Origin of the sequence: Microbacterium sp. BLY (assembly GCF_017939615.1) — a bacterium.
Lineage (GTDB): Bacteria > Actinomycetota > Actinomycetes > Actinomycetales > Microbacteriaceae > Microbacterium.
In genome coordinates this window covers 196,034-209,482 of the sequence record NZ_JAGKSR010000002.1, presented here as the reverse complement: position 1 = coordinate 209,482, position 13,449 = coordinate 196,034, and the positions used below count along the sequence as shown (strand labels likewise).

The 13,449-nt window shown below is 70.8% G+C and carries 14 protein-coding genes and 1 tRNA gene; 7 read left to right on the top strand and 8 right to left on the bottom strand.

All coding sequences use genetic code 11. The annotated features are described in order from the left end of the window. Window positions 1-65: 65 nt before the first annotated feature. Window positions 66-1,049: a LysR family transcriptional regulator gene (locus KAF39_RS15495; protein WP_210678373.1), complete on the top strand. Its 984-nt coding sequence runs from the start codon at window positions 66-68 to the stop codon at window positions 1,047-1,049. Here the strand turns inward: KAF39_RS15495 and KAF39_RS15490 are convergent. The 3 genes from KAF39_RS15490 to KAF39_RS15480 are packed head-to-tail and all read right to left on the bottom strand — an operon-like array spanning window position 1,010 to window position 3,977. Next, window positions 1,010-1,948 (bottom strand): type II secretion system F family protein, encoded by a 939-nt coding sequence (locus tag KAF39_RS15490; RefSeq protein ID WP_210678371.1) that lies wholly within the window; start codon window positions 1,946-1,948, stop codon window positions 1,010-1,012. The genes KAF39_RS15495 and KAF39_RS15490 overlap by 40 nt on opposite strands. Further along, window positions 1,945-2,802: a type II secretion system F family protein gene (locus KAF39_RS15485; protein ID WP_210678369.1), complete on the bottom strand. Its 858-nt coding sequence runs from the start codon at window positions 2,800-2,802 to the stop codon at window positions 1,945-1,947. The genes KAF39_RS15490 and KAF39_RS15485 overlap by 4 nt, the downstream gene beginning before the upstream one ends. Beyond that, window positions 2,799-3,977: a CpaF family protein gene (locus KAF39_RS15480; RefSeq protein WP_210678367.1), complete on the bottom strand. Its 1,179-nt coding sequence runs from the start codon at window positions 3,975-3,977 to the stop codon at window positions 2,799-2,801. The genes KAF39_RS15485 and KAF39_RS15480 overlap by 4 nt, the downstream gene beginning before the upstream one ends. A gap of 137 nt (window positions 3,978-4,114) precedes the next feature. Between KAF39_RS15480 and KAF39_RS15475 the strand changes: the two genes are divergently transcribed. From KAF39_RS15475 to KAF39_RS15455, 5 genes are all read left to right on the top strand, one after another. Next, window positions 4,115-4,912, top strand: coding sequence for a glycosyltransferase family 2 protein (locus KAF39_RS15475; protein ID WP_210678365.1), 798 nt, complete (start codon window positions 4,115-4,117; stop codon window positions 4,910-4,912). Beyond that, window positions 4,909-5,754, top strand: coding sequence for an endonuclease/exonuclease/phosphatase family protein (locus tag KAF39_RS15470; RefSeq protein ID WP_210678363.1), 846 nt, complete (start codon window positions 4,909-4,911; stop codon window positions 5,752-5,754). Before KAF39_RS15475 ends, KAF39_RS15470 begins: the two co-directional genes overlap by 4 nt. Beyond that, complete coding sequence (locus KAF39_RS15465; protein ID WP_210678361.1) at window positions 5,751-6,332, top strand: hypothetical protein; 582 nt, start codon at window positions 5,751-5,753, stop codon at window positions 6,330-6,332. The genes KAF39_RS15470 and KAF39_RS15465 overlap by 4 nt, the downstream gene beginning before the upstream one ends. 67 nt (window positions 6,333-6,399) lie before the next feature. After that, window positions 6,400-6,481 (top strand) — tRNA-Leu (locus KAF39_RS15460). A gap of 70 nt (window positions 6,482-6,551) precedes the next feature. Further along, window positions 6,552-7,316: a DedA family protein gene (locus tag KAF39_RS15455; RefSeq protein ID WP_210678502.1), complete on the top strand. Its 765-nt coding sequence runs from the start codon at window positions 6,552-6,554 to the stop codon at window positions 7,314-7,316. A gap of 24 nt (window positions 7,317-7,340) precedes the next feature. On the opposite strand, the gene KAF39_RS15450 is transcribed toward KAF39_RS15455, so the two are convergent. Further along, the gene (locus tag KAF39_RS15450) at window positions 7,341-8,153 is read right to left on the bottom strand and encodes a Ku protein (RefSeq protein ID WP_210678359.1); all 813 of its coding nucleotides are present in this window, start codon (window positions 8,151-8,153) and stop codon (window positions 7,341-7,343) included. A 57-nt stretch (window positions 8,154-8,210) separates the two neighbouring features. Between KAF39_RS15450 and ligD the strand changes: the two genes are divergently transcribed. Then, window positions 8,211-10,214 (top strand): non-homologous end-joining DNA ligase, encoded by a 2,004-nt coding sequence (ligD, locus tag KAF39_RS15445; protein WP_210678357.1) that lies wholly within the window; start codon window positions 8,211-8,213, stop codon window positions 10,212-10,214. A gap of 12 nt (window positions 10,215-10,226) precedes the next feature. Here ligD and KAF39_RS15440 read toward each other — a convergent pair whose 3' ends face one another. The 4 genes from KAF39_RS15440 to murI all read right to left on the bottom strand — a co-directional run bounded on the left by KAF39_RS15440 (window position 10,227) and on the right by murI (window position 13,449). Further along, on the bottom strand, window positions 10,227-11,147 hold the full coding sequence (locus KAF39_RS15440) for a cation diffusion facilitator family transporter (protein WP_210678355.1): 921 nt from the start codon (window positions 11,145-11,147) through the stop codon (window positions 10,227-10,229). A gap of 98 nt (window positions 11,148-11,245) precedes the next feature. Further along, window positions 11,246-11,839 (bottom strand): RdgB/HAM1 family non-canonical purine NTP pyrophosphatase, encoded by a 594-nt coding sequence (gene rdgB / locus KAF39_RS15435; RefSeq protein WP_210678353.1) that lies wholly within the window; start codon window positions 11,837-11,839, stop codon window positions 11,246-11,248. Window positions 11,840-11,841: 2 nt separating this feature from the next. After that, window positions 11,842-12,579, bottom strand: a complete 738-nt coding sequence (rph, locus tag KAF39_RS15430) for a ribonuclease PH (RefSeq protein ID WP_210678351.1) — start codon at window positions 12,577-12,579, stop codon at window positions 11,842-11,844. A 33-nt stretch (window positions 12,580-12,612) separates the two neighbouring features. Next, window positions 12,613-13,449, bottom strand: coding sequence for a glutamate racemase (gene murI, locus KAF39_RS15425; protein WP_187661916.1), 837 nt, complete (start codon window positions 13,447-13,449; stop codon window positions 12,613-12,615).

The window sequence follows — 13,449 nt, the reverse complement described above, 5'->3', positions numbered from 1 at the left end:
AACAACGCTCGTTTCCTCATCCAACGATGAGTCAGACTGATCGATCTGCTCGTACGATGAAGAGCATGAGCACCGAGTACCCGACGATGCATCAGGCGAACATCCAACAGATCGAGTGCCTGATCACCCTCGCGGAAGAACTCCACTTCGGACGCACTGCCGAGCGGCTCGGCTACTCCCAATCCCGAGTCAGCCAGCTCATCGCCGAACTTGAAACCCGCATCGGCGCACGCCTGGTCGACCGCACCAGTCGTCGCGTCGCCCTCACCCGCATCGGCTCACAGTTCGTCAGCGAAGTCAGGCCCGCCTACCGGGCATTGGTGCGCACCTTCACCAGAGCTCGCGAACGCGCCCTCCGGGGAGCAGTGGAAGAACTACGGATCGGGTTCACCGGCATGGTCTATGAAGAGATCACCGCCGTCTTTCGCGCCCTCTACGAGCAGCACGGAATCTCCGTCCACGTCCATGACCTCCCGCTCGGTTCACCGTTCCTCGCGGTACGCGACGAGGAGGTCGATGCGGTCATTGCCGAACTTCCCGTCCACGAACCCGAACTGACCGTCGGGTACCGATTCCCGCCACAAGACCAGCTCATCGCAGTCAGCAGCGATCACCCCTTTTCCGGTCGTAGCTCGATTCACGTTGAGGAGCTCGCGTGCGTCGACCTGCTGCACAGAATCGGCGATGCCCCGGACTACTGGAAGGCTGCTCGCACACCGTCCGCAACGCCTCTGGGAACTCCGATCCTCTCGACAACCGGGATGACCACGATCCAGCAGGGGACAGCGCTCGCCGCGTCAGGGCAGTACGCACTGCTCGCCTGCCGCCCCTTGGCAGAGCATCATGCGCGCGCTGATCTGCGGTTCATTCCCGTTCACGGCCTCGAAGCCACCAGCCAGCTCGGCCTCGTCTGGCGCTCAGACCGTCTCAGTCCCGAACTCGCCGCCCTCGCACAGCTCCTCAGCCAAGCAAGTGAGAGGTCCCCCCGCCGGGCCTCCCCGCCGACCACTCATCCGATGCCGAGGCGGAGGATGAAGAGCCCGGGATAGATCGCGAACACCACCGACAGGGGCAGGATGAGGAAGACCAGCGGCAGCAGCATGAAGATCTCCTTCCGCCCGGCCTGCTCGATGAGCGTGCGCTTGGCCTCCTCCCGGGTGTCGTCGGCCTGGGCGCGCAGCACGGCCGCCAGGGGCGATCCGTGCTCGAGCGCCGCGACCACCTGATCCACGGCCCTCGTCAATCCGGGAAGCTCCAGCCGTCGCGCCATGTCGCCCAGCGCATCCGCCACCGGCGAGCCCGTACCCACCTCGACGACCACGCGCCGCAACTCAACCGTGAGCTCCCCCGACCCCACGCCGGCGACACGTCTCACCGCGTCGAGGAACCCTTCCCCCGCCGAGAGGCAGAGCGCCAGGAACTCCAGCGTCGTGGGCAGCTCTTCCGTGAGGCGCACCTTCCGGGCACGGACTCTCATCGACAGCTGCATGTCGTAGCCGACCACGGCCACCGCCCCTCCGAGGAGCGGGATCACGCCGATCGGCACCGACCACCGGCCCGCCAGCACGAGAGCGATGACGACGAGCGCCCCGCTCACGACGCCACCGAGCGTCCAGGCCAGCTGTCGCCCGCGGAAGGCGACAGCGCCGAGGGGCGAACCGGCCTGGGCGAGACGGCGGTCGAGCCCGTCGCTGCCGCCGAGCATCCGGTCGATCGCGACCGCGCCGCGCACGAGGGGACGAAACCCGCCAGCCGGCAGCACTCCCGGACGCGGGAGGGCTTCCTGCGGGAGCACGTCGTCACCGACGACGTCACGGACATACGGCGCGATCCGCATGACGAGCGACGCGGCTCGCCATCGCGGAAGAGCCGTCAGGAGCACCAGCACGCCCGCAGCGAGACCGCCGCCGAGCAGCACGGCCACGGCGAGAGCGGAGACCCCGCTCATCCGAACCACCGCCGGGGCTCGGGCAGCCGGCCGATCCGGATCATGATGCGGAACGCCAGGACGGAGACGAGCGCACCCCCGCAGATCACCGCGACGCCCTCCGGAGTGCTGTACGCCTCGGCACCTTCCGGGCGCAGCACGAGAAGAACGAGGATGACCCAGGGCGCGACAGCACCCAGGACCGCGGCACCCCGGATCCACGACTGCCGGGCCTCCACCTCTCCTCGCAGCGCCGCATCGGCACGGACCGAGGCCGACAACGCCCGCAGAACGCCGATCAGCTCGGTGCCGCCAACCTGGCGCGCCATCCGCAGCGTCTCGATGATGCGGTCGCCGAGGGGATCAGCGAGGACGTCTTTCAGCCGGTCGAGACTCGTGTCGAACCGTCCGCTCGCGTGCAGGTCTCGAGCGAACACCGTGAAGGCGGGGCGCAGGGAGGGCGGAGCGGACTCGGCCAGCGCGGCCACGGCATCCGGCAGCGACAGGCCGACCCGGATGGCGGCGATCAGCAGATCGCACACGTCCGGCCAGACCTGCCGGCGCAGCCGACGCAGCCGCAGCCGACGCCCGCGCAGGAACGCGATCGGGGCGGTGCCACCGGCGAGACCGGCGAGGACCGCGAGCGCCGCGCTGCCGGTGACGAGCCAGGCGACGGACGCGGCGGCGAGCGCGGCACCGGCGATGCCGAGGAGGAGGACACGCGCCTGCAGCGCGGGGAAACCGGCCTCGCCCGCGAGTCGGAGAAGGCGTCCGCGCCGCGGCCCGGACGCGGAGCGCTCGGCGGGAGGCCAGAGCCACGGAGACACGGTCAGGAGCAGACCGGCGGCGAGCGTAGCGCCGAGGAGGATCGTCATGCGCCTCCCTCCCGGGCGGCACGGTTCGGCGCGGCGTTCGGATGCCCCGACGTGAGGACCGGTGCGGCGAGCACACGGCCGTGGACGACCTCTCCTGTCGGCGCGACGATCTCGGCGACGTACCGCCGGCCCGTCTCGTCCCGCGCGCAGTGCACGACCAGATCGACGGACGATGCCAGGGCCGGCGCGACGAAGTCGCGGTCGATGTTCCTCCCGGCGAGCAGCGGCAGGAGGCACAGCTTGTCGAGGGCCTCGACAGCGGAGTTGGCGTGGACGGTGCAGGCACCGGGCACGCCCGTGTTCAGGGCCAGCACGAGGTCGAGGGCTTCCGCATCCCGCACCTCCCCCACCACGAGCCGGTCCGGCCGCATGCGCAGGGCCTCCTTGACCAGACGCCGCAGGGTGATCTCGCCCGTCCCCTCCAGGCTCGGCTGACGCCCCTGCAGCGCCACGACGTCGGGCCCGTCCACGGCGAGCTCGAAGGTCTCCTCCACCGTGATGATCCGCTGGTCGGCGACGCACGAGGCGAGCAGTGCTCCGAGCATGGTCGTCTTCCCGGCGTGCGTGGCCCCCGACACGATCACGGAGGAACCGGTCCGCATCGCCTCGCCCAGCGCGTGCGCCGTCTCGACGGCGAGGGCCCCCTGGGCGGCGAGCGCGTCGAGGGACCGATGCCCCGGCAGGAACTTCCGGATGTTGACCGACCACGCCCCACGGACGACATCGGCGATCGCGACGTGCAGACGTGAGCCGTCCGGCAACGAGGCGTCGACGAACGGCTGACCGATGTCGACCCGCCGCCCGGTCGACTGCAACATGCGCTCCACGAGGTCACGGACGGTCGCTTCGTCCACGCGCAACGCGGTGTGCTCCGTCTTGCCTCCCCGCGCGGCGTGCACACCCCCGTCGCCGTTGATCCACACCTCCTCGATGCCGGGGTCGTCGAGGAGCGGCTGCAGCACCCCGAACCCGCTCACCGCGGCGAGCACGTCCCGCACACACGCCGCCTCGTCCTCGACGAGAGTGCCGCCGCGGGCGAGCGCCCGGTCATCGTGCCGTCGCACCTCAGCGCGAGCAAGTGCCCGGGCGTGGTCGGGATCCGCCGCAGGGTCCACCCCCTCGGCGCGCAGACGGCGCCGCACGAAGCCGGCGATGGTCGAGGTGGGCTGATCCATCCCGGCATCCTTGCAACGATCACCCGTCCCCCGGCGAAGTTATCCACACCGGTACCGAGGCGGACGGCACGTGTCAACCGGTTCGCGGCGTCCGACAGCGCTCCCTAGGCTGAGGCTCACACCTGCGAGGAGACGATGTGCACCGCGCCACACCAGCCGCCCCCGAACCGACGCTGAGCGTGGTCATCCCGGTCAAGGACGATGCGGCGGAACTGCGACGGTGCCTGCGGGCCCTGGCCGCGCAGACGCTCCCACCCGACGAGATCGTCGTCGTGGACAACGCCTCGACCGACGACTCGGCCGCCGTCGCCGCCCTGCACGGCGCCAGGGTCGTGCGGTGCGACACCCCGGGCATCCCCGCGGCGAGCGCGACCGGTTACGACGCCGCGACAGGGGACGTGATCCTGCGGCTGGACGCCGACGGCGTCCCCGGCCCGCGGTGGGTCGAGACGATGGCGGCGGCGTGCGTGCGGGATCCGCGGGTCGGCGCGTGGACGGGCGACGCGCATTTCGTCGACGGCCCCCGGTTCCTGCGGCGGCCCCTCGCGGTCGTCTATCTGCTCTCCTACGTCGTCGTGTGCGGCTCGGCCCTCGGCCATGCGCCGCTGTTCGGCTCGAACCTCGCTCTCCGCCGGTCGGCGTGGCTCGCCGTCCGGGACAGGGTGCATCGGGACGACCCTGAGCTGCACGACGATCTCGACCTCGCATTCCACGTCGGCGAGCGCCACCGCATCCGCTGGCTCCTGCACACCGACATGGGGATCTCCATGCGTCCGTTCGGCAGTGGTCGGTCCTTCGCCCGCCGGTCCGCGATCGGCGTCCGCACCGTCCTCGTGCACTGGCCGGAGGATTTCCCGCCCGTGCGCTGGGTGCGACTGCTGCTGAGACGCCTGCTCCATCGTCTCGGTGTGCCCGCCCCGGGAGCGCGCCGGTGACCGGTCCCCTGCTCGGTGTGCCGTCGGACTCCGAGCTGCATGTCATGACCCTCAACATCCGCCGCGACCTGGGGGCGCTCGCCTGGCCGCCTGCGGATCGGTGGGAGGCTCGGCGGTCCCGGCTGACGGCCTTGCTGCAGGCGGAACGACCGGATGTGCTGGGTGTGCAGGAAGCACTGCCGGCGCAGGCCGCTCACGTCGCCGCCGCGCTGGGTCCGACGTTCCGCATCGTCGGCCACGGACGGCTCCCCGGCCCGCGCGGCGAGGGCTGCCCGCTGTTCTACGACGCCGACCGGCTGGCGCTGCGCGAGTGGAGCCAGGTCGCCCTGTCCCGTCGCCCCGGCCAGCCGGGATCCCGCTCCTGGCTCAGCGTCGCCCCGCGGGTGGTGGTGACGGCGACCTTCCGCGACCGTCGGACGGGACGCCTCCTCACCGTGCTGAACACCCACCTCGACGCCTTCTCGCCGTGGGCGCGGCTCCGGCAGGCGCAGGCCGTGCAGGCCATCGCGGCCGCCGCGCGCACCCCGGTCCTCGTCCTCGGCGACCTCAACAGCCCCGCGGGTGCCGCACCCTGGCGTGCCCTCGCCGCGAGCGACCGGCTTCGCGACACCTGGCCGACCGCCGCATCCCGTCGGACACCCGCCTGGAGCACGTTCGGCGGATACCGTCCGGCCCACCGCGGACGGCGCATCGACGGCATCCTCGCGTCCCCGGAGTTCTCCGTGCGCCGTGTCGGCATCAACCCGCGGCAGTATGGAGGGGGCTGGGCATCGGACCACCTCCCGGTCCAGGCCCTGATCGCGCTCGCCCCGCCCGCCGTCCACCCCGAGGAGGCACCGTGAAGGAGGACTTCCTGCGGCCGCCGCGGACCGTCGCGGAGTACGCCGCCGACGCGGTCCGCGTGATCGGCGTCCTCAGCGTCCTGATCGCCGCCGTCTGGTCGACGCCGACCGACATGGGCATCCTCGCCCTCGCCCTCCCTGCCCTCATGCTCCCCCGCGTGCTGGGCATGCGCGGCGGCCTCGACCTCGCCATCGGGGTGACCGTGCTCGTGGCCGCCGCGAGCAATGTCTTCGACCTCTACCGGTCCCTCTCCGGCTGGGACCTCGTCGTGCACTTCGTCTGCACGGGAGCCATCGCCGCCACCGGCTACCTCGTCCTCTCCCGCCTCGGGATCCTCACGCCCCAGGAGTCCGCCGCGTTCCGACCCCGCATCCCGATCGTCCTCTGCACCGTGATCGGCCTCGCCGCCAGCGCCGTCTGGGAGATGATCGAGTGGGCCGGTCGCACCTACGTCACCGACCAGATCTTCGTCACCTACGACGACACCATCGGCGACATGGCGATGGGCGGCATCGGCTCCCTCGCCGCCGGGATCCTCGTGGCGTTCGTGCGACTGGAGCGGCGCCGTCCGGCGTGACGACGCGGAGCTGCGGGATGATCCCCAGGGTCGAACCGGGCGCGGGTCAGTAGACTGAACCCACCGCGCGGGAGTGGTGGAATTGGCAGACACGCAGGATTTAGGTTCCTGTGCCCCAGGGCGTGTGGGTTCAAGTCCCACCTTCCGCACGACGGGTGCTTCCGCACCCGCATCGCTGACACCTCACGACCGACGGGAATCCCGCCAGTGCTCGAAACCATGCTGCACGCCCCCACCGCACTCATCCCGTGGCTCGATCCGCAGACGATCATCGGGGCGGCGGGTCCGTGGGCGCTGCTGGTGGTCTGCTTCATCATCTTCGCCGAGACGGGCCTGCTGGTCGGGTTCCTCCTGCCGGGCGACACCCTGCTCATCATCGCGGGCCTGCTGACCCACACGAGCAACGTGTTCGGCGTGAACATCTGGGTCGTCTCCCTGCTCATCGCCCTCTCCGCGTTCATCGGCGGCGAGGTCGGCTACGTCATCGGCCACAAGGGCGGGCCGGCCGTATTCGAACGCAAGGAGTCCGGTCTCTTCAGCCGCAAGAACGTCGAGCGCACCAACGCGTTCTTCGAGCGCTTCGGCGGCCTCACCGTGATCCTCGCGCGCTTCGTGCCGATCGTGCGCACGTTCGCCCCCGTCGCGGCGGGCGTCGGCCACATGCCGTGGCGCCGGTACTCGCTGTACAACTTCATCGGCGCGATGATCTGGGGCTTCGGCCTGACGATGGTCGGCTACCTCATCGCCTACATCCCCTGGGTCCGCGACCTGGTGGTCGAGTACATCGACATCATCCTGCTCATCGCCGTCGGCGGCACCGCGCTCGTCACCGTGTGGCACTACTTCTCCGAGCGGCACAAGGCGAAGAAGGCCGCGGCCGCCGGGGAGGACGTCGTGACCGACCACGAGGAGGCGGAGGAACTCGTCCTGGACTCCGAGGTGTTCGATCGCGCTCCCGACCTGGACGGCGACGGGAAGCACTGACCCCGACGCCACGGCCGGCGCCGGTCAGCCCGCGCTCTTCGAGCGCTTCTCCTTGGAGCGCGCGACGCTCGCGCGGAGCGCCTCCATCAGGTCGATGACCTCGCCACCATCGGCTGCCTTCTCGGCCTCGCCGCCGAAGGTCTCCGCGACGTCGAACGTCTCCCCGGCCTCGATCTTCGCGTCGATGAGCGTGCGGAGCTCCTTCTGGTACTCGTCCACGAACTCCTCGGGATCGAAGTCCGCCGAGTAGCTGTCCACGAGCGACGAGGACAGTTCCAGCTCCTTCTTCGAGATCCGCACATCCTCGTCGAGCGAGGGGAACTCCGCCTCCCGCACCTCGTCGGACCACAGCAGCGTCTGCAGCACGAGCACCTTGCCCCGCACGCGCAGCGCGGCGAGCCGGGTCTTCTGGCGCAGCGTGAACCGCACGATCGCGGTGCGGTCGGTCTGCTCCAGCGTCTTGCGCAGCAGCACGTAGGCCTTGGGCGACTTCGAGTCGGGCTCCAGATAGTACGGCTTGTCGAGGGTGAGCGGATCGACCTGCTCCGATGGCACGAACTCCACGACGTCGATCTCGCGGCTCTTCTCGGCCGGCAGCGCGGCGAGGTCGTCCTTGGTGAGCACGACCGTCTGGCCGTCGTCGACGTAGGCGCGATCGATGTCCGAGTACGCCACCGTCTCGCCGCACACCTCGCACGTGCGCTGATACCGGATGCGCCCGCCGTCCTTCTCGTGCACCTGATGCAGCGGTACGTCGTGATCCTCGGTCGCGGAGTACACCTTGACCGGCACGTTCACCAGCCCGAACGTCAGGGCGCCCTTCCAGATCGTCCTCATCACACCAGTAGACACCAGCCCCACCCGTCACGACCACCCCTTGACTACGCTGGCTGCATGGTGGGAGAGGCGCAGGTCGTGCAGATCGACGGCCGGCGTCTGCGCGTGACCAATCTCGACAAGGTCGTCTACCCGGAGACGGGCACGACGAAGGGCGAGATCATCGCCTACTACACCGCCATCGCGCCGCTGCTCCTCCCCCTCCTCGACGGCCGCCCGGTCACCCGCAAGCGCTGGGTCGAGGGCGTCGGCACCGCCGCCGCCCCCGAGGACTCCTTCTTCACGAAGCAGCTCGAGCCCGGTGCCCCGGACTGGATCCCGCGGCAGGACATCCAGCATTCCGATGGCCCCAAGGCCTACCCGCTCGTGGAGGACGTCCCGACGCTCGTCTGGCTGGCGCAGGTCGCCGCGATCGAGCTGCACGTGCCGCAGTGGCGGTTCACCCCGGAGGGGCTCCCCGGCCGCCCCGACCGTCTCGTGCTCGACCTCGATCCCGGACCCGGTGCCGACCTCGCCCAGTGCGCCGAGGTCGCCCGGATCGCCCGGACGCTCCTCAGCGGCATGGGTCTCGACCCGCTCCCCGTGACGAGCGGCAGCAAGGGCATCCACCTGTATGCGGCCCTTCCCGGGGAGCAGACCAGCGCCGAGGTCTCCGCCGTCGTCAAGGAGCTCGCCCGCATCATCGAGAACGACCATCCGGATCTCGCCACGAGCGTCATGTCGAAAGCGGTGCGGGGCGGCAAGGTGTTCCTCGACTGGAGCCAGAACAACGGCAAGAAGACGACGATCTCCCCCTACTCCCTGCGCGGGCGCGCGCGGCCCGGTGTGGCCGCGCCGCGCACCTGGGAGGAGCTCGACGATCCGCAGCTCGCGCACCTCGAGTTGGACGAGGTGCTGGCGCGCGCGGCCACGGGCTTCGATCCCCTGTCGTCGCTCCGTCCGGCCGTGCCCGCGCTGCCGTCGGACGCGCGGTCCGCGACCGCCTCGGCGGCGCCTCCTCCGACTCCGCCCCCGACGATCCGGGCTGCTGCCCCCGCCGCGCACCGCCGCTCTCGTCCGCTCGCCGAGCCGTCGTCGGCACCGACGGCGACCACGCTCCCCTCCCTCGCGCCCATGCTGGCCGAGAACGGCACGCCCGCGATCGCTCGGAGCCTCAGCTCCCCCTCCTGGGTGGAGGTGAAGTGGGACGGCATCCGGGCGATCGGCACCTGGCGCGACGGAAGCCTGTCGCTGCATGCCCGCCGCGGCACCGACATCACCGCCCGCTACCCCGAGCTGACGGCCGACGGGGCACCGTTCCTGCCGGTCGACGAAGCGATCGTCGACGGCGAGGTCGTCGCGTTCGATGCCGCCGGCCGACCGAGCTTCTCCCTGCTCCAGAACAGGATGCACCTGACCCGCCCGCGGGAGATCGAGCGGGAGGTCGTCCGCACGCCCGTCGTGTACATGCTGTTCGATCTGCTCCGCCTCGACGGTCACGACCTCACCGGCCTGCCGCTGCGGGAGCGCCGTACGCTGCTGAACGACATCGTGGCGGGCCTCGATGCGCCGATCCAGGTGCCTCCCGTCTTCGACGACGTGGATGCCGCGCTCGCGGCCAGCGACGAGTTCGGATTGGAAGGCGTCGTCGTGAAGGATCCGGCGTCACGGTACCGGCCCGGTCAGCGCTCCCCCTCGTGGCTCAAGCTCAAGAACACGCGCATGCAGGAGGCGGTCATCATCGGCATCCGGCCCGGAAAGGGCGAACGCGAGGGCACGGTGGGCTCGCTCCTCCTCGCCGTCCCGGAGGGCGACGACCTCCGTTACATCGGGCGGGTGGGCACGGGGTTCACCGACCGGATCCTCCGCGATCTCCTCGCCCGGCTGGAGCCGCTGCGCGTGCGGGACGCCCCCGTCGACGGGGTGCCGCGCCCCGACGCCTCCGACGCCCTGTGGGTGCGCCCGGAGCTCGTGGGCGAGGTGGAGTTCGCGAACTGGACGCCGGACGGCATCCTCCGTCACGCCCGCTGGCGGGGACTGCGCCCGGACAAGACCGTGGAAGAGATCACGGTCGAGGCCTGAGCCCACAGGAGGCTAGGCGTGGTGCGGCTCGCAGTCGCTCTGCTCGGCCGGTTCGATCTGGAAGGTGGAGTGGGCGACGTCGAAGTGGTCGGCGAGACACGCCTGCATCTCCGACAGCAGCGCCGCCGAGCGCCCCTCCGCCAGCAGGTCCGGCCGTACGCTGACGTGCGCGGTGAACACCGGCGCGCCGCGGGTGAGCTGCCACACGTGCACGTCGTGCACCCCGACGACGCCGTCGTAACCGAGCAGGTGCGTGCGGATCTCGCCGACGGCCATGCCCTTCGGCGCCGACTCGGCGAGCACGGAGAACACCTCCTTGAGCAGGACGACGGCCCGGGGGATGATCATCGCCGCGATGAACAGCGAGGCGAGGGCATCGGCGGGCATCCACCCTGTGACGAGGATGACGCCGGCCGCGATGATCACCATGAGCGAGCCCAGCAGGTCGCCCATCACCTCGAGGTAGGCGCCGCGCACGTTCAGGTTCGTGCGCTGGGCCCGGCTGAGCAGCCACATCGACACCGCGTTGGCGAAGAGGCCGACGACCGCGACGACGAGCATCAGCCCGCCGGCGACCTCGACCTCCGAGGGGTTCAGCAGGCGCTGCACCCCCTGCACGGCGACGACGGTGGCGAGGGCGATGAGGATGACCGCGTTGATGAGCGCGCCGAAGACCTCGGCGCGCTGGTACCCGAACGTCCGCCGGTCGTCGGCCGGGCGCGCGGCGACCGTCGCCGCGATCAGGGCGATCACGAGCGCGGAGGCGTCCGTGAACATGTGCGCGGCGTCGGCGAGCAGCGCCAGCGATCCCGTGAGGAGCGCGCCGACGACCTGGACGATCATCACCGTGGCCGTGAGGGTCAGCGAGATCGCGAGCAGGCGTCGGCTGCTCGCCGAACGGAGGCCGCCGGGAGCGGGCGCGTGGTCGTGCATGCCCCCAGGCTAGCCCGGCGGCGCACCGGAAGAGGCCGTTCCCGGCTAGTCGGGAACAGTAACGATTCTCAGCGTCAGCAGGAGTTCTTCCACGGCCCTCAGAGGGCGGCGAGCAGCGGCACGAGGGCCGCGAAGGCGCGGGCGCGATGCGACTGCGCCTGCTTCTCTTCCGCGGTGAATTCCCCCACGGTGCGCTCCGCGCCGGCCGGCTGACCGTCCGGGATGAAGATGGGGTCGTAGCCGAAGCCCCCGGCTCCGGACACCTCGTGTGCGAGCCGCCCGGGCCAGATCCCCTCCACGACGTGCTCGCGACCGTCCGGCAGGACGAGCGCGATGGTCGAGGTGAAGTGCGCGGCACGATGCGGATCGGCGATGTCGTGCAGCTGATCGAGGAGCAGCTCCAGGTTCGCCGTCGCGTCCTTCTTCTGCCCGGCCCAGTACGCCGAGAACACCCCGGGCGACCCGCCGAGCACGTCCACGCAGATGCCGGAATCGTCGGCGAGCGCGGCGAGGCCGGTATGCGCCGCGGCGGCACGCGCCTTGAGGAGCGCATTCTCGGCGAAGGTCACCCCGTCCTCGACGGGCTCGGGCCCGTCGTAGCCGACGACCTCCAGGTCGGGCCGCGTCTGCTGCACGATCTGCTGGAACTCCGCGACCTTGTGCGGGTTGTGGGTCGCCAGGACGACGCGCATGCTCAGGCTCCCGCCAGGGCGGCCAGCTGCCGTTCCTTCAGGTCCGCGCAGCCCGCGACGCCGAGGTCGAGCAGCGCGTCGAGCTCGCGCTTGTCGAACGGCGCTCCCTCGGCCGTGCCCTGCACCTCGACGAAGAGGCCGCGGCCGGTGACGACCACGTTCATGTCGGTCTCGGCGCGGACGTCCTCGACGTAGGCGAGGTCGAGCATCGGCGCCCCGTCGACGATGCCGACCGAGACGGCCGAGACGGAGTCGAGCAGCGGCGTCGAGTTCTTGCCGATGAACTTCTTCTCCCTGCCCCACTCGATCGCGTCTGCCAGGGCCACATAGGCGCCGGTGATCGCGGCGGTCCGGGTGCCGCCGTCCGCCTGGAGCACGTCGCAGTCGATGACGATGGTGTTCTCGCCGAGCGCCTTGGTGTCGACGACAGCGCGCAGCGCGCGACCGATGAGGCGCGAGATCTCGTGCGTCCGACCGCCGATGCGGCCCTTCACGCTCTCCCGGTCGTTGCGGCTGTTCGTCGCCCGCGGGAGCATCGCGTACTCGGCCGTGACCCAGCCCTTGCCCTTGCCGGTGAGCCACCGAGGCACGCCGTTCGTGAACGAGGCGGTGCACAGCACCTTCGTCCCCCCGAAGCTGATGAGAGCCGACCCCTCGGCCTGCGCGCTCCAGCCGCGCTCGATGGTGATCTCGCGGAGCTGCGAGGCGGAACGGCCGTCGGCGCGGACGATGTCGGTCATGGGCTTCTCTCGGTCGGGGATGGAGCGACGCGCTCAGCGCGCGTCGAGGGCGGAATCGGGAAGCGTGATGACGCCGGTCTGGACCAGCTGCACGTCGCGCACCTCGCGGCCCATGAGCCGGTTGGCGAGCGCCGTGAAGTCGTCGGCGGAGTCGCCAGTGGCCTCGTACACGTAGGTCGCGGTGGCATCAGCCGGTGCCAGCAGGTCGCCACGGACGAGCTGGCGGTACACGTCCCCCGCGGTCTCATCGTCGCTGGAGACGAGCGTGACGCCCTCCCCCATGACATAGCTGATCGCGCCGCGGAGGAACGGGTAGTGCGTGCAGCCGAGGACGAGGGTGTCCACGTCGGCCTCCCGCAGCGGAGCGAGGTACTCCTCGGCGACGGCGAGCACCTCGGGCGTGCCGGTGACACCCGCCTCGACGAACTCGACGAACCGCGGACACGCGGCCGTGAACACCTGCAGCCGCTCGTTGACCTCGAGCATGTCCTGGTAGGCCCGGGATCCGATGGTGCCGACGGTGCCGATCACGCCGACGCGGCCGTTCCTCGTCGTCGAGACCGCGCGGCGGACAGCCGGGCCGATCACCTCGACCACGGGCACGTCGTACCGCTCACGGGCATCGCGCAGCATGGCCGCGGAGGCGGTGTTGCAGGCGATCACGAGCATCTTGACGCCCTGGTCGACCAGCGTGTCGAGCACCTCGAGGGCGTATCGCCGCACGTCGGCGATCGGCTTGGGTCCGTACGGCGAGTGGGCGGTGTCGCCGATGTAGACGAACGATTCGCGGGGCAGCTGGGCGCGGATGGCCCTGGCCACCGTGAGCCCGCCGACACCGGAGTCGAAGATCCCGATGGGCGCGTCGTTCAT

Coding starts and splice junctions, on each gene's coding strand:
- KAF39_RS15495 (WP_210678373.1), top strand. CDS start 66: ATGAGCACCGAGTACCCGACGATGCATCAGGCGAACATCCAACAGATC.
- KAF39_RS15490 (WP_210678371.1), bottom strand. CDS start 1,948: ATGAGCGGGGTCTCCGCTCTCGCCGTGGCCGTGCTGCTCGGCGGCGGT.
- KAF39_RS15485 (WP_210678369.1), bottom strand. CDS start 2,802: ATGACGATCCTCCTCGGCGCTACGCTCGCCGCCGGTCTGCTCCTGACC.
- KAF39_RS15480 (WP_210678367.1), bottom strand. CDS start 3,977: ATGGATCAGCCCACCTCGACCATCGCCGGCTTCGTGCGGCGCCGTCTG.
- KAF39_RS15455 (WP_210678502.1), top strand. CDS start 6,552: ATGCTGCACGCCCCCACCGCACTCATCCCGTGGCTCGATCCGCAGACG.
- KAF39_RS15450 (WP_210678359.1), bottom strand. CDS start 8,153: ATGAGGACGATCTGGAAGGGCGCCCTGACGTTCGGGCTGGTGAACGTG.
- ligD (WP_210678357.1), top strand. CDS start 8,211: ATGGTGGGAGAGGCGCAGGTCGTGCAGATCGACGGCCGGCGTCTGCGC.
- KAF39_RS15440 (WP_210678355.1), bottom strand. CDS start 11,147: ATGCACGACCACGCGCCCGCTCCCGGCGGCCTCCGTTCGGCGAGCAGC.
- rdgB (WP_210678353.1), bottom strand. CDS start 11,839: ATGCGCGTCGTCCTGGCGACCCACAACCCGCACAAGGTCGCGGAGTTC.
- rph (WP_210678351.1), bottom strand. CDS start 12,579: ATGACCGACATCGTCCGCGCCGACGGCCGTTCCGCCTCGCAGCTCCGC.
- murI (WP_187661916.1), bottom strand. CDS start 13,449: ATGAACGACGCGCCCATCGGGATCTTCGACTCCGGTGTCGGCGGGCTC.